13 protein-coding genes, 7 tRNA genes and 3 rRNA genes are annotated in these 21,073 nt (G+C 42.3%); all 23 read right to left on the minus strand.

Features of this window, described 5'->3' with window-relative positions; all coding sequences use genetic code 11:
* Window positions 1-41 precede the first annotated feature (41 nt).
* The gene (locus FAZ25_RS01885; RefSeq protein WP_004901331.1) at window positions 42-1,223 is read right to left on the minus strand and encodes an LCP family protein; all 1,182 of its coding nucleotides are present in this window, start codon (window positions 1,221-1,223) and stop codon (window positions 42-44) included.
* 85 nt (window positions 1,224-1,308) lie between these two features.
* Window positions 1,309-2,562, minus strand: coding sequence for an aminoacyltransferase (locus FAZ25_RS01890; protein WP_146972553.1), 1,254 nt, complete (start codon window positions 2,560-2,562; stop codon window positions 1,309-1,311).
* A 73-nt stretch (window positions 2,563-2,635) separates the two neighbouring features.
* Entirely contained in the window at window positions 2,636-3,679 is a 1,044-nt protein-coding gene (locus FAZ25_RS01895; RefSeq protein WP_146972555.1) for a LysM peptidoglycan-binding domain-containing protein, read from the minus strand.
* Window positions 3,680-3,889: 210 nt separating this feature from the next.
* On the minus strand, window positions 3,890-4,240 hold the full coding sequence (locus tag FAZ25_RS01900) for an NlpC/P60 family protein (protein WP_192269762.1): 351 nt from the start codon (window positions 4,238-4,240) through the stop codon (window positions 3,890-3,892).
* A 16-nt stretch (window positions 4,241-4,256) separates the two neighbouring features.
* Window positions 4,257-5,417: a LysM peptidoglycan-binding domain-containing protein gene (locus tag FAZ25_RS01905; RefSeq protein WP_004907537.1), complete on the minus strand. Its 1,161-nt coding sequence runs from the start codon at window positions 5,415-5,417 to the stop codon at window positions 4,257-4,259.
* 305 nt (window positions 5,418-5,722) lie between these two features.
* On the minus strand, window positions 5,723-6,697 hold the full coding sequence (locus FAZ25_RS01910; RefSeq protein ID WP_040176555.1) for a beta-ketoacyl-ACP synthase III: 975 nt from the start codon (window positions 6,695-6,697) through the stop codon (window positions 5,723-5,725).
* A gap of 99 nt (window positions 6,698-6,796) precedes the next feature.
* Window positions 6,797-7,474, minus strand: coding sequence for a hypothetical protein (locus FAZ25_RS01915; RefSeq protein WP_040189816.1), 678 nt, complete (start codon window positions 7,472-7,474; stop codon window positions 6,797-6,799).
* A 92-nt stretch (window positions 7,475-7,566) separates the two neighbouring features.
* On the minus strand, window positions 7,567-10,251 hold the full coding sequence (locus FAZ25_RS01920; RefSeq protein WP_146972561.1) for a valine--tRNA ligase: 2,685 nt from the start codon (window positions 10,249-10,251) through the stop codon (window positions 7,567-7,569).
* A gap of 300 nt (window positions 10,252-10,551) precedes the next feature.
* Window positions 10,552-11,562 (minus strand): acyltransferase family protein, encoded by a 1,011-nt coding sequence (locus FAZ25_RS01925; protein ID WP_192269765.1) that lies wholly within the window; start codon window positions 11,560-11,562, stop codon window positions 10,552-10,554.
* 28 nt (window positions 11,563-11,590) lie between these two features.
* Window positions 11,591-11,956: a type II toxin-antitoxin system PemK/MazF family toxin gene (locus FAZ25_RS01930; protein WP_004901352.1), complete on the minus strand. Its 366-nt coding sequence runs from the start codon at window positions 11,954-11,956 to the stop codon at window positions 11,591-11,593.
* Window positions 11,957-11,997: 41 nt separating this feature from the next.
* Window positions 11,998-13,128: an alanine racemase gene (gene alr / locus FAZ25_RS01935; protein ID WP_040189813.1), complete on the minus strand. Its 1,131-nt coding sequence runs from the start codon at window positions 13,126-13,128 to the stop codon at window positions 11,998-12,000.
* Between the two features lie 2 nt (window positions 13,129-13,130).
* On the minus strand, window positions 13,131-13,538 hold the full coding sequence (acpS, locus tag FAZ25_RS01940; protein WP_004901356.1) for a holo-ACP synthase: 408 nt from the start codon (window positions 13,536-13,538) through the stop codon (window positions 13,131-13,133).
* A gap of 209 nt (window positions 13,539-13,747) precedes the next feature.
* Window positions 13,748-13,831 (minus strand) — tRNA-Leu (locus tag FAZ25_RS01945).
* A 25-nt stretch (window positions 13,832-13,856) separates the two neighbouring features.
* A tRNA-His gene (locus tag FAZ25_RS01950) sits at window positions 13,857-13,929 on the minus strand.
* Window positions 13,930-13,931: 2 nt separating this feature from the next.
* Window positions 13,932-14,005: transfer RNA gene (locus tag FAZ25_RS01955), tRNA-Trp, on the minus strand.
* Window positions 14,006-14,095: 90 nt separating this feature from the next.
* Window positions 14,096-14,169 (minus strand) — tRNA-Asp (locus FAZ25_RS01960).
* 2 nt (window positions 14,170-14,171) lie between these two features.
* Window positions 14,172-14,244 (minus strand) — tRNA-Val (locus tag FAZ25_RS01965).
* A gap of 4 nt (window positions 14,245-14,248) precedes the next feature.
* Window positions 14,249-14,337: transfer RNA gene (locus FAZ25_RS01970), tRNA-Ser, on the minus strand.
* 65 nt (window positions 14,338-14,402) lie between these two features.
* Window positions 14,403-14,519 (minus strand): 5S ribosomal RNA (gene rrf, locus FAZ25_RS01975).
* A gap of 91 nt (window positions 14,520-14,610) precedes the next feature.
* Window positions 14,611-17,522: ribosomal RNA gene (locus FAZ25_RS01980) — 23S ribosomal RNA — on the minus strand.
* A gap of 192 nt (window positions 17,523-17,714) precedes the next feature.
* A tRNA-Ala gene (locus FAZ25_RS01985) sits at window positions 17,715-17,787 on the minus strand.
* A 114-nt stretch (window positions 17,788-17,901) separates the two neighbouring features.
* Window positions 17,902-19,451: ribosomal RNA gene (locus tag FAZ25_RS01990) — 16S ribosomal RNA — on the minus strand.
* The 16S, 23S and 5S rRNA genes sit together here with 7 tRNA genes alongside, the layout of an rRNA operon.
* Before the next feature lie 546 nt (window positions 19,452-19,997).
* Window positions 19,998-21,047 carry a PTS transporter subunit IIC gene (locus FAZ25_RS01995; RefSeq protein ID WP_004905848.1) on the minus strand — a complete coding sequence of 350 codons (1,050 nt, stop codon included), beginning with the start codon at window positions 21,045-21,047 and terminating at the stop codon, window positions 19,998-20,000.
* Between the last annotated feature and the right edge of the window lie 26 nt (window positions 21,048-21,073).

The raw sequence follows: 21,073 nt of genomic DNA on the forward strand, positions 1-21,073 counted from the left end.
GTAAAAAGTCGACTGTTTTCAGTCGACTTTTTACATTATTTTCATTGTGGATCTAATATTTCATTAATCACACTTAAATTATTTTCAGCAACTCCTAGCGAGGCTTGTGGTACATTACTGCCAAATTGCGTACCAGTCTTTTTAGCTGACAAATCTAACGATTGCCTGAGCTTATTGGTAACGCGCTGCTTTTCTGATTCCGGTACCATTTGATAACTCACCCCGCCATACATATCTCCAACGCCTTGCATGTGATCAGATACTTGATTCTTAGTTGCGGGCATATATTTTTTAGCGAGGTTCATAATATCAGAATAGGTCATATCTGTTTCAACATTCGTTGAGATTGATGCCATAAATTTAGCATTCATTAATGTCGATATGCTTGCTGACTTTTTCAATAGCGCTTTTAAGACTAAACGCTGTCTGAGTTGTCGACCATAATCACCTTGTGGGTCATCATAGCGCATACGAGAAAATGACAGAGCAGCGTCACCATTCATCGTTGTATAAGTTTTGAAGTTTTTGCCATCTTTAGCATATTCAAACTTTTCTTGGTCTTTAAAAAACTTATAAGTTGCCGGGGTTGTATCTGCTTCTGGTGTGTAGGTAAACGTCAAGGGTGAGGCCACTTTTACACCACCAACTTGATCAATTAGTTTTTCCAAACCACCCATGTTTACCAAAACATAAAAATCAATTGGCACATTTAAATAGTTTTGCAATGTCAACATTGAAGCTCCTACGCCAGCAATGGGAAAAGCTGCATTCAACTTCTGGGGGAATGTATTTTCAGCACCAGAAATCGACATCATGATATCACGTGGAATGGACATCATTGTTGTGGTTTTTGTTTTTGGGTTGACAGTAATCAGCATCATTGAATCTGTGAGACCAGTGCGATCACGTTTCAAGGCCCCAGTATCCGTTCCTAAAACGAGCATAGAAAATGGCTTGCCATCTTTAATAACTTGAGACACTTGCCTGGCTTTAGTGATGTCGGCACTGCGTTGCATTTTATTAATTGATTGATGCACATTATTAAGAACGGTCGCAAAAACTACTCCGCCTATAACAGCTAACAACAAAACCAGCGCCAACAGCCAGCGCCAAATCCTGCGACGACGCCTTGGCTTTTTAGGTGGCCTGCCATCACCACCATGATGATTTTGTTCTACTTGTTGTTCACGTCGTTCTGTACGACTCAAATTTTGGTTATCCATGGTTATCCTCGCTCGATAACAATTATTATACCATTAAACGAAATATTGTCGGCCACTGGGTGCTAATGATAAAAGCAATTAGTGCTTATGCACGCCCCGTTATCTTCTTTAAAGCACGATAAGCTTTATACTTCAAGGGTCTAACTGGTAAAATAAAACGTCCGACTAACTGTCTCGCATGGCCTTCAAAAGCTGTTTTAAAGCCTAACACACCATCTGAGCCATCAAAACGGCCAGAAATACCATAGAAGTTATACCTTGGAATACCAAGTGCAACCGCGCGGCGAATCATCATATCTTGAATCTGATAAGGACCATAATAATCTTTGTAGGCCTCATATGTACCAGAATACAAATATGTCATCTCCTGTGGCTGTTTGATAAACAACGCACCAGCAACGACAACCGTTGCTTGCCCAGCATCAGAGAATTGCTTCGTTGCCTTTTGTATGCGTTGGCTGTGGTGCTGTTTTTGATCTTCAAATTCATGATACTGTCGTTTGAATTTGTCTTGGTTCGGATATTTGCTTATTTTTTCATTAATTTTAACTAATTTCTGTTCTAATGCAGAGACTTTGTCTCTCTCAGAAGCAATATAAGTCTCAAAATTCAATTCAGCAAATACAAAAATAGCATCATCACCGTAAATATCATAAATCGATTCATAAAAAGCTAAATCTTTATCATGATAGTGTAATCGCTCTGCTGTACTTTCAGTCAACGCTTTAAAACTCGGCAAATCAGTCCGTGATAATTCACGTAATTGAATGCCAAATTGTTTATTCTTTTTTAAATAATATTGTACATTTTTACTATAGGACTTCAAAATGGACTTTTCATCGGATAAATCACTTATATCTTTAACATATTCCCAACTTGGCGACCCAGTCGTTGACATGCCAAAAGTAAAGGGCTCATGCTGAAAACCAAGACCACTCATAGTTGTCATGAATGAGTCATTAACACTTTGTTGCATATCGCCTTTGTTGTTTGTGACTAAATAAGTGACATTAGGTGTCCATTCTATGTATAGTGCGCCTCGTTGCTTAGCAAATTGTCGCGATTTAGTCACAAAGAAATGACAAAGTGCCCGATCATTAAAATCAATTAATGGCCCGCGATCAAATAAAAAAACAGAACCGAAGCGAGTTGTTTCGGTTAAAACGAGTGCGGCAGCAACCACCCGCTCATAATGTTTAACACCAATTAAATAAGGGTGCCGCCCACGTGCCGATAAAACATGATACTGTGCAATTGATTGTGTATAAGTACCCAAAGCATGCTGTTGCTCAAATTTTTCAAATTCTTTTGGTAGTAATTCAACAAAACGATACGGCATAAAAAATTATCCTCTAACATCTATTATATAAAATAAAAAAACGCCCTGCGGACGTTTTAATGAAATTTTATAATTAATATTGACCGGCGTCTGATTCAGCAACAATTGTATCACCAACAATACCAAAACCAACTGAAGTTACTCTAGGATTGGCAACCCACATGCGGTGACCAGGTGTGCCATTTGTTACCATGTTTGTTTCATTGTACCAAGCATTAACAACATCTCCATAGCCCCAACCAATAGCGACTACTTCACCATTCGTGCGGAAATGATTTACTGGCAAACCGCCATTTGCAACTGCATTAGCTGCACGAGCCGCTGCACGAGCTGACAAACCAGCATCTAAGCTAACTGGGCCCAATCCCAATGCTGAACGCTTTGCATTCAAAGTGTTCAATAATGTTTGGATAGCAGAATTTGGTGTTGCTGGTGTTGCAGTTTGTGCTGGTTGCACTGCAGGCGTAGTTGTCTGAGCTACGGGTGTTACTTGTGTCGTTGCCGTAGTTGTTTCTGCTGCTTGTGTTGTAACAGTAGTTGTTTGTTGTGCAGGTGCTACCGTCTGAGTTGGCGCAACAGTTGCTGGCGCTACTTCAGGTTGTGTCACTTGCTTAGCAGCAGGTGTTGCGGGTTGTGCAGGTGTAACGGCCGGTTGTGCAGCCACTTGCTTAGCAGCAGGTGCTGCTGCTACTGGTGCTGCATTACCAGACAAGTTCAACACTTGACCAACACTGATAAAGTTAAGATTTTGAATATTGTTAGCTGCTACAAGGGTTGCCACAGAAGTACCATTTGCAGCCGCGATACGATACAATGTATCACCAGCTTTAACAGTATAAGCACCGTTAGTTGCTGTAGCAGGTGCTTGCGCTGGTTTAGCTTGCGCAGCAGAAGCTGTACCTTCTGTTTGAAGTTGTTGACCCACAAAAATCAAATTGGGGTTGTTAATGCCATTGGCTTTAACCAAAGCATCAACTGTTGTGCCATTGGCACGGGCAATTTGATTAAGTGTGTCACCAGACTTAACAGTAACTGAGTTAGCAGATGCAGTTGCAACGCCAGCTGCGGCAAACGCACCGGCGGCAACAGCAGATTTAATAATAGTAGATGATTTCATAACAGGGATAACTCCTTAAAGTTCATTCAGTTAAGCAATGCTTAATGTTGTTTGAGGTCTTCTCGACATTTATAAGTGTACCAAACTAGCATAACATGGATGTTTTATCTTTTTTGCACTTCGTTATCAAAAACACAATCAGGTAACTAAAAAGTCTTTTTGGTTATCTTTGTGACAAAATAGTGTCAAAACACCAACAAATTCATGTCATCAAAGAACTGTTCCTGTAAATGACGGATACCAATTTTGATTCAATGTCTGCATTTTAACTCGCTTACTATTTTCATCTACCGACACAAAATGACCACCGCCAACATAAATCGCGACACTATAAGGTTGCTCTGGAATACCCCAAAACAATAAATCACCAGGCCGAGTATTCTCAACCGAATTTAATTCATAAACATCATAAACTAAATCAAGTAATGCTGTGGACCATTCACCAGTCTGACCATCAGCACGAATACTCGACTCATTCATGACAAACGCAACAAACGCACCTGAGGAAGGATACGTGTTCCCCAACTGCGTTAATGCAACATCTAGCCAATTACTTGTCATAAATCTTTATCAATAATTAGAATTGTCCGGCATCAGATTCGCCGACAATCACACCGCCAACAATACCAAAGCCAACAGCAGAAGCACGTGAGTTAGCTACCCACATACGATGTCCTGGCTGGCCATTTGGCGTCATCATATTTGTTTCATTATACCAAGCATCAATAACAGACCCTGTAGAGAAGCCATCAGCAACCACTTCACCATTTGTTGAGAAATGGTTTGTAGGAATACCACCATTGGCTGCCGCGTCTTGGGCACGACCTTGGGCACGCGCTGATAATCCAGCATCCAAACGAACAGGAGCTAAGCCTAATGCTGCACGTCGCGCATTCATTGCGTTAACTAATGTTTCAACATCAGATGATGCAGCTGGCGCTGCTTGCTGCGTTGTTGCAACTGTTTGTGTTGTTGCGACTTGGGTCACTTGAGCTGTCGCCGTGCTTGGTGCTGCTGGTGCTTGTTGTTGTGCTGCTGAACCACCGTTTGCTTCATAGGCTGCATATTCTGCTGCGCTCATGAAACCATCTTTGTTGGTATCAGCTGCCGCAATATATTGCACATTTTCAGGTACTGAAGCTTGTGCGGGCTGTGCTGCTGGTGTTGACGCAGTCACAGTAGTGTCGCCACCATTCGCCTTATATGTATTGTATTCTTCTAATGACATAAAGCCATCTTTGTTAGTATCAGCTGCCGCAATATACGATAACTTAGGCGCTGCTGGTGCAGCCTGTTGTGCTTGTTCACTAGCTGTTACAGTAGGTGCTGTTGCCACCGGTGCAGCCTTTAATGACAATTGTTGACCAACAACCACCACATTGTTACTTGCTAAATTATTTAATGATGCTAAAGTTGCAATATTAACACCTGTCTGTTCAGCAATCTTTGATAAACTATCCCCTGCTTGAACCGTGTATGTTGCCCCATCAGCTGAAACAGACTTGGCAGCTGGTGCAGCCACAGTTAGTTGTTGTCCAGCAATGATAAGATTCTTGTCATTGATGTTGTTGGCCTTAGCCAAATCATCAACAGTCGTATTGTTTTCTGAAGCAATACCTGTTAAGGTATCGCCTGATTTAACTGATACTGTATCAGCTGACGCAGCGGCATGACCGCCAACAAATGCTGCAACACCAGCAGCAGTTGCTAATAATGTTTTCTTGATATTATTACTCATTATGTTATAGGCTCCGAATAGTTTAGTTTCTCTTAATATTGTTTAACTTTTTGTTCAGTTGTTATATAAATCTTAAGAACATTATCTAGTATAGCTGTCTTGTATAACGTCAACATTTTGCTAATTTATCAATTATATAACATTATTACAACTATGTGACATGGACAAAAAACGCTGTTATATCAAGGGTTTTAAACTGGCTTGGCCCTTTTCAATGCGTTAAAAAAATGACAAACCGTCTCACCAGACCCGTTCGCCATTTCTTTTTTTACACTATTGATTTATTAAAGCTCTTAACACTTTCTTTAGAATTGCATCAAAATACTACCGTAAGTAAATCCAGCGCCAAAACCAGTCAATAAGACACGTTTCCCAGTTAAATTGACTGACTGATTCAATTCATCAAAACCAATAGCAATGCCTGCTGATGATGTATTGCCATTTCTAATGATGTTTGTTGAAAATTTTGATAACGGTTCATCTAAATCTTTTGCAATGTATTCAATTAAACGCAGATTAGCTTGGTGTGGAATGAAATAGTCGATATCACTTGGCTTCAGAGATTTTGATGCCAGAAAATCCCTTATGTGTTGTGGAATAAGAGTTGTCACCTCATTAAACACATCTCGACCCATCTGGACGAAAGCATCAGTCTTTGGGTAATTTTCAGCTGACAATTCCTGCAACGGTGGAATACGGCCTGAGTGCACAACATCAGCATTTCCAATTGTATGCATATCTTCACCAGCTAAGAAGCCATTCCCTTGCATATCGGCTGTTAATACAACCGCACCGGCACCATCTCCAAAAAAAACTGTGCTCGTCCGGTCAGTAAAATCCATCATTTTTGAATTCACTTCAGCCGAAATGACTAATGCATGTTGGTAAACACCAGAACGTAGAAATTTGTCAGCCGTACTCAATCCAAAGATGAATCCTGAGCAAGCCGTCATAATATCGTACGCCCATGCTTTATTGGCGTTTAAATTACGCTGTACCAATGCAGCAGTTGATGGTGCTAAGCCATCAGGCGTAAATGTTGTCACAATAATTAAATCAATATCTTCAGCGGCCAAATCGGCTTTGTCCAAAGCTAGCTGTGCTGCTTTAGTTGCCAAGTCACTCGTATTTTCCCCCTTCAACGACATGTGTCGCGTTTTAATCCCGGTATGAGATTGAATCCACGCATCGCTGGTATCCATTATTTTGGCTAAATCATCATTTGTGACAATATCACTTGGTACATAATGAGCGCTGGCTAATATTTTACTTCCGGGCATGTTTTTTCCCCTTTAATGTCTATCAGTGTTGCGATAGGTGCTCATTTTGTGCACTGATTAAAATTATTTATACTTATATTATTGTATCTGATTTTATGCTTAACGCAAGTTGTTCGCATTATCACGCCACAATAAAGTTGTTTGGGGTTGATCGAATTGATGCCAATTGAAAGCATGATAAACGCTCATGCCCAAATAATCAGTATCTCTAAAATCAGCATATAAAACACTACCTACCGGTAAAATACCTAATAAGTCATGCCACAAATCGATTATAGTTGGGACATCATCACCAAAAGTCCATCCCAGACGATAATCTTCTTGTGCTTGAAAAATAAGAATTGCAGCAACAACATGTTGTCGTGATAACCTCACAATACTATGCTCGAAATCAAAAGATGCTTGATTATAAGTTAACTGGCGATAATCAATGTTAGCAGAGGCAGGATTAACGCGATTGATACGTTCATAATGATCACGCAATAATAATAGCACTTCATGCTTTAAATCATCTTCCAAGTCTAAAATAGAAATAACTGGATTTCCTTTGTAATCACGGACATTTAATTTAGAGAAATAAGTATGATATAGTGTCTCAAATCCTCTATCTTCTAAAAATCCTTTGCTAATATTATCAGAAACTTGCGCTATTAAACCTTTGTGTTGCTTATGTGCAACGGATTGTATCCCCCATACCGTTTCAACAGCCATATCTGCTACATTTGATAAGACATAATTACTTGGGTGATTTGTGTTTAATTTATAAAATGATGACATGTTTTTTCCCTCTATCGTTTTATTGCTCGTCTCGATAAAAAGCTATAAACAGGAAAAGAATCAGCTCGTGATTCGAACTGATTCCTTATACCTCATTGCACTGCTTCAAGTGCTGCTAAACGTTCTTGCGTCGCCCGCAACTTTTCTTGCCAATCTGCTAACTTTTGTTTTTCAGCAGTTACAACCGCCTCGGGTGCTGAATTGACGAATTTTTCGTTATTCAACTTACCTGATGCACGCTTAACTTCACCAGTAAACTTTTTGACTTCTCCTGATAACCGCTCGATTTCAACTGTGATATCAATTAATTCTGCCAAAGGAACATAAATTTCTGCTCCTGTAATCACCTGCGACATAGCCAAATCTGGTACTTCAATGTCGGCAGCAATACTTAGTGACTTTGGATGGACAAAACGATTAATATAATCTGTATTTTCATTAAATATTTGAATTAAATTATCATCTGTCGTTTTAATCAGTAAATCAATTTCTGTTGACATTGGGGCATTCGCTTCTGAACGAATATTGCGAACCGCGACAATCAAATCCTGCAGTGATTTAAACGCCGATTCAGCTTGTTCATCGTGAAGTGCTTCATTGACGACAGGATAACGTGTAATTGAAAAGTCAACATCTTTACCGGCTTGGTCTGGCATCTCTTGCCAAATAGCTTCCGTCACAAACGGCATAATAGGCTGTAATAAACGCAATGTTTGATCCAAAACATAGGCCAATGTTTGTTGCACTGGCGTTTTATCGCCATCACCGTTTAACGTTTCTTTGGTCATTTCGATATACCAATCAGCAAAATCTGACCAAATGAAATTATATAATTCACGACCTGCTTCACCAAACTCAAATTTATCAAAGTTTCGCGTCACATTGTCAATTGTTGTATTTAAGCGTGACAAAATCCATTTATCAGCCAATGTTAATTGCGTTAAATCTGGTAATGTTGAAGGTGTATGATTATCTAGGTTCATAATGACATACCGCGACGCATTCCAAATTTTGTTAATGAAATTCCACGCTGCATCCATTTTGTCATAAGTAAAACGGACATCTTGTCCAGGTGTCGATCCCGTAGCTAAGAACCAACGCAAGGCATCGGCACCATATTTTTCAATGACATCCATTGGGTCAACGCCATTACCCAATGATTTAGACATTTTACGTCCCTCGCCATCACGAATCAAACCATGGATGAGCACATTTTTAAATGGTCTTTGTCCCGTAAATTCTTTCCCCTGGAACATCATACGTGCAACCCAGAAGAAAATAATATCATACCCTGTCACTAATGTGTTAGTTGGGTAATATTTTGCGAAATCACCGGTTGTGTTTTCTGGCCAGCCCATTGTTGAAAATGGCCACAATGCTGAACTAAACCACGTATCTAAAACATCAGGATCACGTTCCCAGCCATCACCGTCAGGGGCTTGTGTCCCCACAAAGATTTCCTCTTGATCCGTCCCTTTATTTTTATACCAAGCTGGAATCTGATGACCCCACCATAACTGACGAGAAATTACCCAGTCGCGAATATTTTCCATCCAACGTGTAAATGTGTCTTCAAATCGTGCGGGTACAAATTCAACTTTTTCATCTGGCTTTTGTTGCATGGCTAACGCTTGTTCAGCCAGTGGGGCCATTTTAACAAACCATTGCGTTGATAGTCTTGATTCTACTGGAACACCAGTTCTTTCAGAATGCCCAACTGAATGTACAATTGGGTCGACTTTTAACATATAATCGCCAGCTTCTAAATCAGCCACAATAGCTTTACGGGCTTCAAAGCGTTCCATCCCATTATACTTACCAGCCAAGGCATTAAGATGTCCATCGTCCGTCATGGTGTTAATACGTTCTAAGTTATGACGGTTACCTACTTGGAAATCATTTGGATCGTGTGCTGGCGTAATCTTGACCATCCCAGTACCAAAATCTTTTTCAACATATTCATCGGCGATAATAGGAATTTCACGTCCAACCAATGGGACCATCACAGTCTTACCAATGAGATCTTTATAACGTTCATCACTAGGATGTACCGCGACAGCAACGTCACCAAACATCGTTTCTGGTCGTGTTGTCGCAATTTCAATATAATCTTGCCCATCAAACGTTGTCCCATCTGTAAATGGATACTTTACGTGATAGAAGGCGCCTTCATCATCTTGATAGATAACCTCAATATCAGATAATGCTGTTCGTGCCTGTGGATCCCAGTTAATAATATATTCACCACGATAAATTAAGCCTTTGTTGTATAAATCAATAAAAACCTTATTAACTGCTTTATTCAAACCCTCATCTAACGTAAAACGCTCACGGTCAAAGTCTAACGACAAACCCATTTTACCCCATTGTTGTTTAATCGTTGCAGCGTATTCATTTTTCCAATCCCAAACTTGTTCGACAAACTTTTCGCGGCCCAAATCGTAGCGTGATACTCCTTCAGCACGCAAACGTTGTTCAACTTTAGCCTGTGTTGCAATACCTGCATGATCCATGCCTGGTAACCACAAAACATCCATTCCTTGCATTTTTTTCTGTCGAATAATCATGTCCTGTAATGTTGTATCCCAAGCATGACCCAGATGTAGCTTTCCCGTTACGTTTGGTGGTGGAATCACAATGGCATAAGGAGCTGGCTCGTTTCCTTGAATGGCCTGGTTCGATTCAGGGGCAAATAATTTTTTTGCTTGCCAAGTATCATAACGCCCTGATTCAACTGACGTTGGTTCATATTTTGTTGACATATCAATATCACGCATTAACTTAATTTCTCCTCATTTAGTGCACCAATTAAAAAATCGTCCTAAAACACAATTAGGACGATTTTCACCGTGGTACCACCTTATTTGCTGTCGCTATTTTACAGCGCCAACCACTCTAAAAATTATCAAATTTTAAACACTTAGCAACCTTGGGCATTAACATGACTGATTTACAGCACCATCAGCTCTCTACACATGTATTTGCTTAATCCTCTAAGATAATCCTAATCTTACTAGAATTTCTAGTGTCCGTCAAGTTAACATGAGTTCATATAGCGTGAACTCATGAAATACACATTATTTTTGCTTCCTATGGGGGTATTGATATGGATTAAAAACCAAAGATAGCCAAGGTATATTTTGTACTAGACGTACCACCAGTAAACTAATACACCAAGCACTGATTAGTGTCAGAAAAACCAATAAAACATAAGATTCCAGACCTAACTTCTGTAGTGCTATCCTGATGACAGAAGCAGCAGGCGCATGGACTAAATAAATAATCAAAGAATACCGGCCACAATTGGTGAAATAATTGCCAACAGAACCCAATTTAATATGTGAAAACAGATATAAAAATAACGGTATGCTACTCAACTTCGCCAAAACGTCAGTTGGCGTCATCATATCAGTAACAAACCAAGTTGAACCACCAAAATTTGCTTGAACAATGCAGCCCAAAGCAAATAAAGCCACGCTCATAATAAATAGCAATCGATCATGTAACATCAATGGTTTCTTTTTTAACAGATATCCAATGTAAAAACTACTTGTCCACATACATACGCCTTGTAGTATATATGGTAAATGAATGATTTGACTGAGACTTAGAACAAGTAATAACAGATAAATGGTTAATTGTAAAATAGGTGATATATTTAATATAGACAACAGACCAACCAAAACAAAAACAAAAAAAAGCACATATAAATACCACAGATAACCAATCGGTAAAACACCAATGTGGGCCAAATCTTGCCATGAATTGAGATGGTGTACATCTGTACCCAGATGCTGTAACATGACGTAAATCACTGAAAAAATGATATAGGGTACGCCTAAACTTATTATTTTTTTCTTTAAACTAGCTAAGAGTGATTTAAGCCCACTCACTGGTTTGTATACAAACCCTGATAATGCAAAGAAAACTGGCATTACAAATGTAAACAATATACCCATTGTTGCTTCTGCAAAAAAATTGAACTGGCGATACTGTCCTGTCTTATAGATGCCTTCAAGGACATGAACAAGTACGACAAAAAAAATAGTGATCCCTTTTGCTACATCTAACCACGCAATGCGTTTCACAATTTATTCTCCACGATAATCATTTGAATTATTTCAAACCAACACTGATACGAAGTGCCTGAGCAACCTGCTGCATCTCTTGTGAATTAGCGCTAATATGCGCTATTTTGTCACGCAACCGGCGCTTGTCAATAGTTCTAACTTGTTCTGTTAGAATCACTGAATCGCGCTTAATGCCGCCCATATGAGCCGGCAACAATACATGCGTTGGTAGTTTTGGTTTAGAAATTTGAGAGGTAATAGCAGCAACAATTGTTGTTGGTGAGTTTGCATTACCAACATCGTTTTGAATAATCAGAACTGGCCTTACACCTGATTGTTCTGAACCGATGCCTTGTTTCAAATCGGCATAGAAAACATCGCCACGTGTCACAACTTGATATTCTTCTTTCATAAAATGTCTCACTTAATTATGTACGCGCCAAAGCGCTTAAACTATTTTTTATATATTCTAGGTAATCTCGGACCAAAAGATGTCAAAATTTCATGAGGAATCGTATTTGCATAATCAGCAAATTCTTCAACAGTAATCTCATTATCGCCATCACGACCTATTAATGTCACCTCTGTACCAATAGGGTAGGCTTGATCTAAGGCAATCACAATTTGATCCATGGTAATACGGCCAATGACATATGTTACTTTCCCATTAATTAACACGCGCATCCCAGCCATACGTCGTAAATAACCATCTGCATAGCCAATAGGCAAAGTTGCAACCCACTGTGGTTTTTGTGCCGTATAGGTTGCCCCATAACTAACCGATTCACCTGTTATTAATTGATGTACTGCCCCAATACGTGATTTTAAAGCAAAAACGTGTTTGAGCGGAATTGGCAAAGTCAACAATGGCGTGCCCGGATTGTAACCATAAAGTACCGAACCAACGCGGATAGTACGTGTATCAATTTCCTGGGTATGCCACAACGCAGAACCTGAATTCGCCAAATGCCAATATTGACGTGGAATACCGGCAGCAGTTACCCAATCGTTAAATCGTTGTGCTTGCTGTTTATAGTAACCAATATTACTATCATCCGCTGTGGCAAAATGTGTAAAAACACCGCCAAGCTCTAGTTTGTCATTATTCTTGATATAACGATATACTGAATCAACAGCCTCTTTGGAATGAGCACCCATACGCCCCATACCTGTATCAACAGCCAATTCAACATCTAAGGTAGCACCTTCTGGTATTGCTTGTAATGCGACTGACAACCAATCAATTGACTCAATTGCAGGGGAAAGCCGATATTTGACCATAACGTCTACATGGGCAATATCTTGAACCCCTAACAATACAATACGATAATCTTGATATGCTAATTCTTGGCGCAGTTTAATTCCCTCAGCAATAGTTGCAACAGCAAAATCTCGCACACCTATCTCATAGAGAGCATTAGCCACTGGTGTAGCCCCATGCCCATAACCGTCTGCTTTCACCACAGCAATTAAACGTTTCGCCCCAGCATGTGCCATAATACTCTGAGCGTTTTCTTGAATGGCCCCTAAATCAATTTCTATCCAAGATGGCCGTGTCAATAAAGTATCTTTTTGTTCTGTCATAACTATAAAACTCCACGTTTTGGAAAAAACTTCAAACTCAGACGTTCTAGAATTGTTAATCGCTCAATAATAACAACAGTATTCACGAAATCACCACTATGTGTAATCGCAACATATGTTTTATAACGAAAATTTTTGACCTGCATAATCGGTCGGCCATTAGGTTCATTTAAAATTTCAATATCATGCCAATGGACTTTTTCACCAATGCCGTAGCCAGTCGCTTTTGAAAAAGCTTCTTTCGCAGAAAAACGGCCCGCCACAAATTCATGAAAATGTTTTCCTTTGCGCTCTAATGCTTGCTCACGTTCTGCCGGCGTTAAAATGCTGTCCATAAATTTTGTCTGACGTGCCACAATTTGTCCTACACGACTAATGGCTTCTGTATCATTTCCAATTCCGATTATCATGATTCTATTGTATCAAAACGTCTCCAATTCACCAACTACTATCGTCCGGACATCCCATGATTAGGCTAACAGCTTCAAATATAAATATACGCTCTTTATCCATGATAATATATTACAAATTCATAACTGAATCTGAAGAGATGCTTTGCGATAAAAATCTCCAGTCAATGTAAAAGGGTAACATCAAGTTGATGTTACCCTTTTAGTCATGCCGTCGGTGGGAGTCGAACCCACACGGTGTTGCCACCACTGGATTTTGAGTCCAGCGCGTCTGCCAATTCCGCCACAACGGCAAATATAAAGCCATAAGGCTTATAGGGCGGTAGAAGGGGATCGAACCCTCGCATGCTGGATCCACAAACCAGTGTGTTAACCACTTCACCACTACCGCCATGGCAGGGATAGAGGGAATCGAACCCCCATCAACGGTTTTGGAGACCGCTATTCTACCGTTTAACTATATCCCTACATTTTTAAACTCAGCTATAAGCTGATATAACATGGTGAGGAATTGCGCCTCACATAACACTGGCTTGTTCATGTTTGTCAGTAATTAGCGGTCACAGCGGGGCTCGAACCCGCGATCTCCTGCGTGACAGGCAGGCGTCCTAACCAGCTAGACCATGCGACCAATGGACGCTACAGGGATCGAACCTGTGACCCCCTGCTTGTAAGGCAGGTGCTCTCCCAGCTGAGCTAAGCGTCCATAATGGAGAGGAAGGGATTCGAACCCTCGAAACAATTCCTTGTTTACATGGTTTCCAACCATGCTCCTTCGGCCAGACTCGGACACCTCTCCGATATCTTCCGTTCTCTCTTCTAATTAAAGCAAAAGCACTCTTCTCAGAGCACTCCCTATGTACGGCACCGCATCTTCCTATCCTCGCAGCCAGCGATCCGGCAACTACTTTCGGCGTGATAGAGCTTAACTTCTGTGTTCGGAATGGGAACAGGTGTGTCCTCTATGCTATCAATACGACACCTTTGAGTTATTCACTCAAAACTAAATAGTATCAAATTCTTTCTCTTCATTAAACCACTCATATTACGTTTTGAACTTCCGTTCTTGACTTTGGTTAAGTCCTCGACCGATTAGTACTAGTCCGCTACATGCCTCACAGCACTTCCACTTCTAGCCTATCTACCTCATCATCTCTAAGGGGTCTTACTTCATTAAGAATGGGAAATCTCATCTCGAGGCGAGTTTCACACTTAGATGCTTTCAGCGTTTATCTCATCCAAACATAGCTACCCAGCAATGCTCCTGGCGGAACAACTGGTACACCAGCGGTTTGTTCACCCCGGTCCTCTCGTACTAAGGGCAACTCCTCTCAAATTTCCTGCGCCCGCGACGGATAGGGACCGAACTGTCTCACGACGTTCTGAACCCAGCTCGCGTACCGCTTTAATGGGCGAACAGCCCAACCCTTGGGACCGACTACAGCCCCAGGATGCGATGAGCCGACATCGAGGTGCCAAACCTCCCCGTCGATGTGGACTCTTGGGGGAGATGAGCCTGTTATCCCCAGGGTAGCTTTTATCCGTTGAGCGATGGCCCTTCCATGCGGAACCACCGGATCACTAAGTCCTACTTTCGTACCTGCTCGAGTTGTAGCTCTCGCAGTCAAGCTTGCTTATGCCTTTACACGCTACGAATGATTTCCAACCATTCTGAGCAAACCTTTGAGCGCCTCCGTTACCTTTTAGGAGGCGACCGCCCCAGTCAAACTGCCCGCCAGACACTGTCCACGATCGCGATAAGCGACCAGTGTTAGAATGTTCATACAACGAGGGTAGTATCCCACCGTGCGACTCCGTCTAGACTGGCGTCCAAACTTCTACGTCTCCTACCTATGCTGTACAAGCAGCACAAACATTCAATATCAAGCTACAGTAAAGCTCCATGGGGTCTTTCCGTCCTGTCGCGGGTAACCCGCATCTTCACGGGTATTTAAATTTCACCGAGTCCCTCGTTGAGACAGTGCCCAGATCGTTACGCCTTTCGTGCGGGTCGGAACTTACCCGACAAGGAATTTCGCTACCTTAGGACCGTTATAGTTACGGCCGCCGTTTACTGGGGCTTCAATTCATACCTTCGCCGAAGCTAAGCACTCCTTTTAACCTTCCAGCACCGGGCAGGCGTCAGCCCCTATACTTCATCTTACGATTTTGCAGAAACCTGTGTTTTTGATAAACAGTCGCCTGGGCCTATTCACTGCGGCTCATGTTGCCATGAGCACCCCTTCTCCCGAAGTTACGGGGTCATTTTGCCGAGTTCCTTAACGAGGGTTCTCTCGCTCACCTTAGTGTTCTCCACTCGACTACCTGTGTCGGTTTGCGGTACGGGCAGTGTAATACTTCCTAGAAGCTTTTCTCGGCAGTGTGACATCTCAGACTTCTCTACTTTATTTCGATCCGCATCACAGCTTGTCCTTATAGTAGAAAGCATTTCACTCTCTACAAAACTTACTGCTTGCACGCACATATCCATCAGTGCGCATCTGGTAGCCTCCTGCGTCCCTCCATCGGTCAAACGCATTACTACTGGTACAGGAATCTCAACCTGTTATCCATCGACTACGCTTCTCAGCCTCGCCTTAGGTCCCGACTAACCCTGGGTGGACGAGCCTTCCCCAGGAAACCTTAGTCATTCGGTGGACAGGATTCTCACCTGTCTTTCGCTACTCATACCGGCATTCTCACTTGTAAGCGCTCCAGCAGTCCTCACGGTCTACCTTCGTCGCCCTTACAACGCTCTCCTATCGCGCACTTACGTGCACCCGCAGTTTCGGTAATATGTTTAGCCCCGGTACATTTTCCGCGCAATGGCACTCGACTAGTGAGCTATTACGCACTCTTTAAATGGTGGCTGCTTCTAAGCCAACATCCTAGTTGTCTATGCACTATCACATCGTTTTCCACTTAACATATATTTAGGGACCTTAACTGGCGATCTGGGCTGTTCCCCTTTCGACGGTGGATCTTATCACTCATCGTCTGACTCCCATTCATACATATCTGGCATTCGGAGTTTATCAAACTTTGGTAACCCGAGATGGGCCCCTAGGCTTAACAGTGCTCTACCTCCAGTATGCTTATAATGAGGCTAGCCCTAAAGCTATTTCGGAGAGAACCAGCTATCTCCAAGTTCGTTTGGAATTTCACCGCTACCCACAGTTCATCCGAGCATTTTTTAACATGCACCGGTTCGGACCTCCAGTAAGTTTTACCTCACCTTCATCCTGACCATGGGTAGGTCACCTGGTTTCGGGTCTACAGCATCGTACTATTCGCGCTATTCACACTCGCTTTCGCTGCGGCTCCGGTCTTTCCACCTTAACCTCGCACGATACCGTAACTCGCCGGTTCATTCTACAAAAGGCACGCCATCACCCATTAACGGGCTCTGACTTCTTGTAGGCGTCGTGGTTTCAGGAACTATTTCACTCCCCTTCCGGGGTGCTTTTCACCTTTCCCTCACGGTACTGGTTCACTATCGGTCACTAGGGAGTATTTAGCCTTACGGGATGGTCCCCGCAGATTCCGACCGGATTTCACGTGTCCGGCCGTACTCAGGATCCTGAAAAGAGTGTGCTCTATTTCGCTTACGGGGCTATCACCCTGTTTCGCCAAGCTTCCCAACTTGTTCTGCTATAAAACACTTTTGTAACTCTTATTTATCAGTCCTACAACCCCAACATGCAAGCACGTTGGTTTGGGCTCTTCCCCGTTCGCTCGCCGCTACTTAGGGAATCGATTTTTCTTTCTGCTCCTGCTGCTAATGAGATGTTTCAGTTCACAGCGTATTCCGTCGTCTATCCTATGTATTCAGATAGCGACAACTCTTTTCGAGTTGGGTTTCCCCATTCGGAAATCTCTGGGTCATAGCGTACTTACCGCTCACCAAAGCTTATCGTAGTTAGTCACGTCCTTCATCGGCTCCTAGTGCCAAGGCATCCACCACGCGCCCTTATTAACTTAACCTATACAACTTGCGTTGCGGTTTCGTTTTATGAGTTGGTCATTTTTCAGACCTGCGATTAAACCGTTCTTTTTAAAGAACTTCTTTTTGTGTTGTTTCTCGGTTCAATTTAGAATAATGTTTCCATTACTTTTAAAAGAATTTGTTACTATTCAGTTTTCAATGTACAACCAAGACAATCTTTCGATTGCCTATGGAGAATAGCGGGATCGAACCGCTGACCCCCTGCTTGCAAAGCAGGTGCTCTCCCAGCTGAGCTAATTCCCCATAGGATCATCTTTTGAACATGATACCTATTACAGTACCACACTCAAAACTAAACAAAACTTTGAACATTTGAACTTGCAATCTAATGCACTGTCACTTTCCGATTATCCTTAGAAAGGAGGTGATCCAGCCGCAGGTTCTCCTACGGCTACCTTGTTACGACTTCACCCCAGTCATCTGTCCTGCCTTAGACGGCTCCCTCCCGAAGGTTAGGCCACCGGCTTTGGGCATTACAAACTCCCATGGTGTGACGGGCGGTGTGTACAAGACCCGGGAACGTATTCACCGCGGCGTGCTGATCCGCGATTACTAGCGATTCCGACTTCGTGCAGTCGAGTTGCAGACTGCAGTCCGAACTGAGACGTACTTTAAGAGATTAGCTCACCTTCGCAGGTTGGCAACTCGTTGTATACGCCATTGTAGCACGTGTGTAGCCCAGGTCATAAGGGGCATGATGATCTGACGTCGTCCCCGCCTTCCTCCGGTTTGTCACCGGCAGTCTCGCTAGAGTGCCCAACTGAATGCTGGCAACTAACAATAAGGGTTGCGCTCGTTGCGGGACTTAACCCAACATCTCACGACACGAGCTGACGACGACCATGCACCACCTGTCACTTTGTCTCCGAAGAGAACACTTCTATCTCTAAAAGCTTCAAAGGATGTCAAGACCTGGTAAGGTTCTTCGCGTTGCTTCGAATTAAACCACATGCTCCACCGCTTGTGCGGGTCCCCGTCAATTCCTTTGAGTTTCAACCTTGCGGTCGTACTCCCCAGGCGGAATACTTAATGCGTTAGCTTCGGCACTAAGAGGCGGAAACCTCCTAACACCTAGTATTCATCGTTTACGGTGTGGACTACCAGGGTATCTAATCCTGTTTGCTACCCACACTTTCGAGCCTCAACGTCAGTTGTTGTCCAGTAAGCCGCCTTCGCCACTGGTGTTCTTCCATATATCTACGCATTCCACCGCTACACATGGAGTTCCACTTACCTCTACAACACTCAAGTTAACCAGTTTCCAATGCCATTCCGGAGTTGAGCTCCGGGCTTTCACATCAGACTTAATCAACCGTCTGCGCTCGCTTTACGCCCAATAAATCCGGATAACGCTCGGGACATACGTATTACCGCGGCTGCTGGCACGTATTTAGCCGTCCCTTTCTGGTATGGTACCGTCAAACTAAAATCATTCCCTATTTTAGCATTTCTTCCCATACAACAGTGCTTTACGACCCGAAAGCCTTCATCACACACGCGGCGTTGCTCCATCAGGCTTGCGCCCATTGTGGAAGATTCCCTACTGCAGCCTCCCGTAGGAGTTTGGGCCGTGTCTCAGTCCCAATGTGGCCGATCAGTCTCTCAACTCGGCTATGCATCATCGTCTTGGTAAGCCTTTACCCCACCAACTAACTAATGCACCGCGGATCCATCTCTAGGTGACGCCGTAGCGCCTTTTAACTTGATATCATGCGATACTAAGTTTTATTCGGTATTAGCATCTGTTTCCAAATGTTATCCCCAGCCTTGAGGCAGGTTATCCACGTGTTACTCACCCGTTCGCCACTCGCTTGAAAGGTGCAAGCACCTCTCGCTGCGCGTTCGACTTGCATGTATTAGGCACGCCGCCAGCGTTCATCCTGAGCCAGGATCAAACTCTCAATTTAAATGAATTTAAATTCATTGTTTGAAGATGTACTCTTCGATTAAACTGACTAATTGCTATATCTCTATAACGACTATCCGTTTATTGTTTGTTACGAATTGACTTCGCAAATTTGTTTTTGTTATTACTGCTAATAACTAGTCACAGATTCGTTTGTTCAAAGTTTTGTTCAGTTTTCAATGTGCTACTTGTTGTCGCTGAGACAACTATATTATCTTATCAGCTTTCGCTGCCGTTGTCAACACTTTATTTCGTCGCTTACTTTCGCTCGCGTCGCTTTCGCTTTTTGACAACTTTATTACTATACTTTATTCTTCTCGCTTTGTCAACTACTTGCTCGCGTTCTTTTTCACTCGCTCACACCGTTGCTCTCTTTCGCTCTTAAGAACATATACTAATATACCAACCTTTTCCCCCCTCGTCAACTACTTCCTTTACTTTGTTTTTACTCTTCGTTTTATCTTCCTTATCCTCTTGATTTTCCCTTGCCTCGTTCGCTTTCTGCCTGTGAGGCATGTCTTTATTTTGATAATTTTCGTTTTTGTAGTTACTGTAATGTTAATCGTAAGTCTTCTGGTTGAATCCATCTTAGTTTAACAATGAAAATCCAGCGCAAAATGACAGCAATCGTAATTGGAAAAATGATAAAAGTCACTAAAATAGCAATTATAGCGCCCACTGTTTTATTTGATAGGTTATAGGCTGTTAATGGTCCAATGAGGCCAGAGAAACCAAAGCCAGCTGAAAATGCCGTCCCCTTAATATCAAACATTGTTGCTATTGCACCCATTATTGCTGCCCCGATTGTAGTTGGCAGAAAAAGTTTGGGCTTTGTTAACATATTAGCCATCTGTATTTTAGGCGACCCAATGAAATGCGCTAGTGTCCCACCTAATGGATTAACACTAGCACCCATTGCAGCTAACGTGAAACTTGCAACGACAATACCAGCATTTGCTGCACCCGATCCGACACCTGTTAATCCAATTGCAGTCGCAATACCGACTGAAGATAATGGTGAAACAATTAGAAAGGCGAATGCGGCGCCTAGCAAAGCGCCCATAATAATGGGTGTAAAGTCTGTTGCATAAGCAACGCCAGTGCCTATCCACACTTGAACTTGCCGCAAAGGTGATAACGTAAACAACCCAATGCCACCGGCTACTAAGACCAAAAAAAGTGGCTGGATGAGTATCTTAAGATGGCCAAAGGTAACTTGCGTTAATTGCGCCAGTCCAGTCGCCAAAATAGCCACTAGAATGATATTTAAAATAACGCCAGTACCACTAATCACCATACTTTTTTGTGATTGTATAACCACCCCAGAAGACACAAACATAGCCAGGGCAATCGCCCCTGAATCAATTGCCGACATTTTCCTAATTTGGCCAACTGCAAAACCTGAAACAATTGGTAACGCACTCTGTACCAGCGTTGTCATGAAACCAACTTTCAATGCCACAACACTAGTAGGGAACAGTAGCAAAAATTGACTCACTAGCGCACTAGGTATTAAGGTAATAACAATCCCTAAGCTCGTGCCATTTAAGACATCCACAATAAATTTTTTAACGCGTTTGCGATCACTTTGAGCCATACCCTATGTCCATTGTCCTTTTCATT

The organism is Leuconostoc sp. LN180020 (assembly GCF_014844115.1).
Classification (GTDB): domain Bacteria; phylum Bacillota; class Bacilli; order Lactobacillales; family Lactobacillaceae; genus Leuconostoc; species Leuconostoc citreum.

Coding starts and splice junctions, on each gene's coding strand:
- FAZ25_RS01885 (WP_004901331.1), bottom strand. CDS start 1,223: ATGGATAACCAAAATTTGAGTCGTACAGAACGACGTGAACAACAAGTA.
- FAZ25_RS01890 (WP_146972553.1), bottom strand. CDS start 2,562: ATGCCGTATCGTTTTGTTGAATTACTACCAAAAGAATTTGAAAAATTT.
- FAZ25_RS01895 (WP_146972555.1), bottom strand. CDS start 3,679: ATGAAATCATCTACTATTATTAAATCTGCTGTTGCCGCCGGTGCGTTT.
- FAZ25_RS01900 (WP_192269762.1), bottom strand. CDS start 4,240: ATGACAAGTAATTGGCTAGATGTTGCATTAACGCAGTTGGGGAACACG.
- FAZ25_RS01905 (WP_004907537.1), bottom strand. CDS start 5,417: ATGAGTAATAATATCAAGAAAACATTATTAGCAACTGCTGCTGGTGTT.
- FAZ25_RS01910 (WP_040176555.1), bottom strand. CDS start 6,697: ATGCCCGGAAGTAAAATATTAGCCAGCGCTCATTATGTACCAAGTGAT.
- FAZ25_RS01915 (WP_040189816.1), bottom strand. CDS start 7,474: ATGTCATCATTTTATAAATTAAACACAAATCACCCAAGTAATTATGTC.
- FAZ25_RS01920 (WP_146972561.1), bottom strand. CDS start 10,251: ATGCGTGATATTGATATGTCAACAAAATATGAACCAACGTCAGTTGAA.
- FAZ25_RS01930 (WP_004901352.1), bottom strand. CDS start 11,956: ATGAAAGAAGAATATCAAGTTGTGACACGTGGCGATGTTTTCTATGCC.
- alr (WP_040189813.1), bottom strand. CDS start 13,128: ATGACAGAACAAAAAGATACTTTATTGACACGGCCATCTTGGATAGAA.
- acpS (WP_004901356.1), bottom strand. CDS start 13,538: ATGATAATCGGAATTGGAAATGATACAGAAGCCATTAGTCGTGTAGGA.
- FAZ25_RS01995 (WP_004905848.1), bottom strand. CDS start 21,047: ATGGCTCAAAGTGATCGCAAACGCGTTAAAAAATTTATTGTGGATGTC.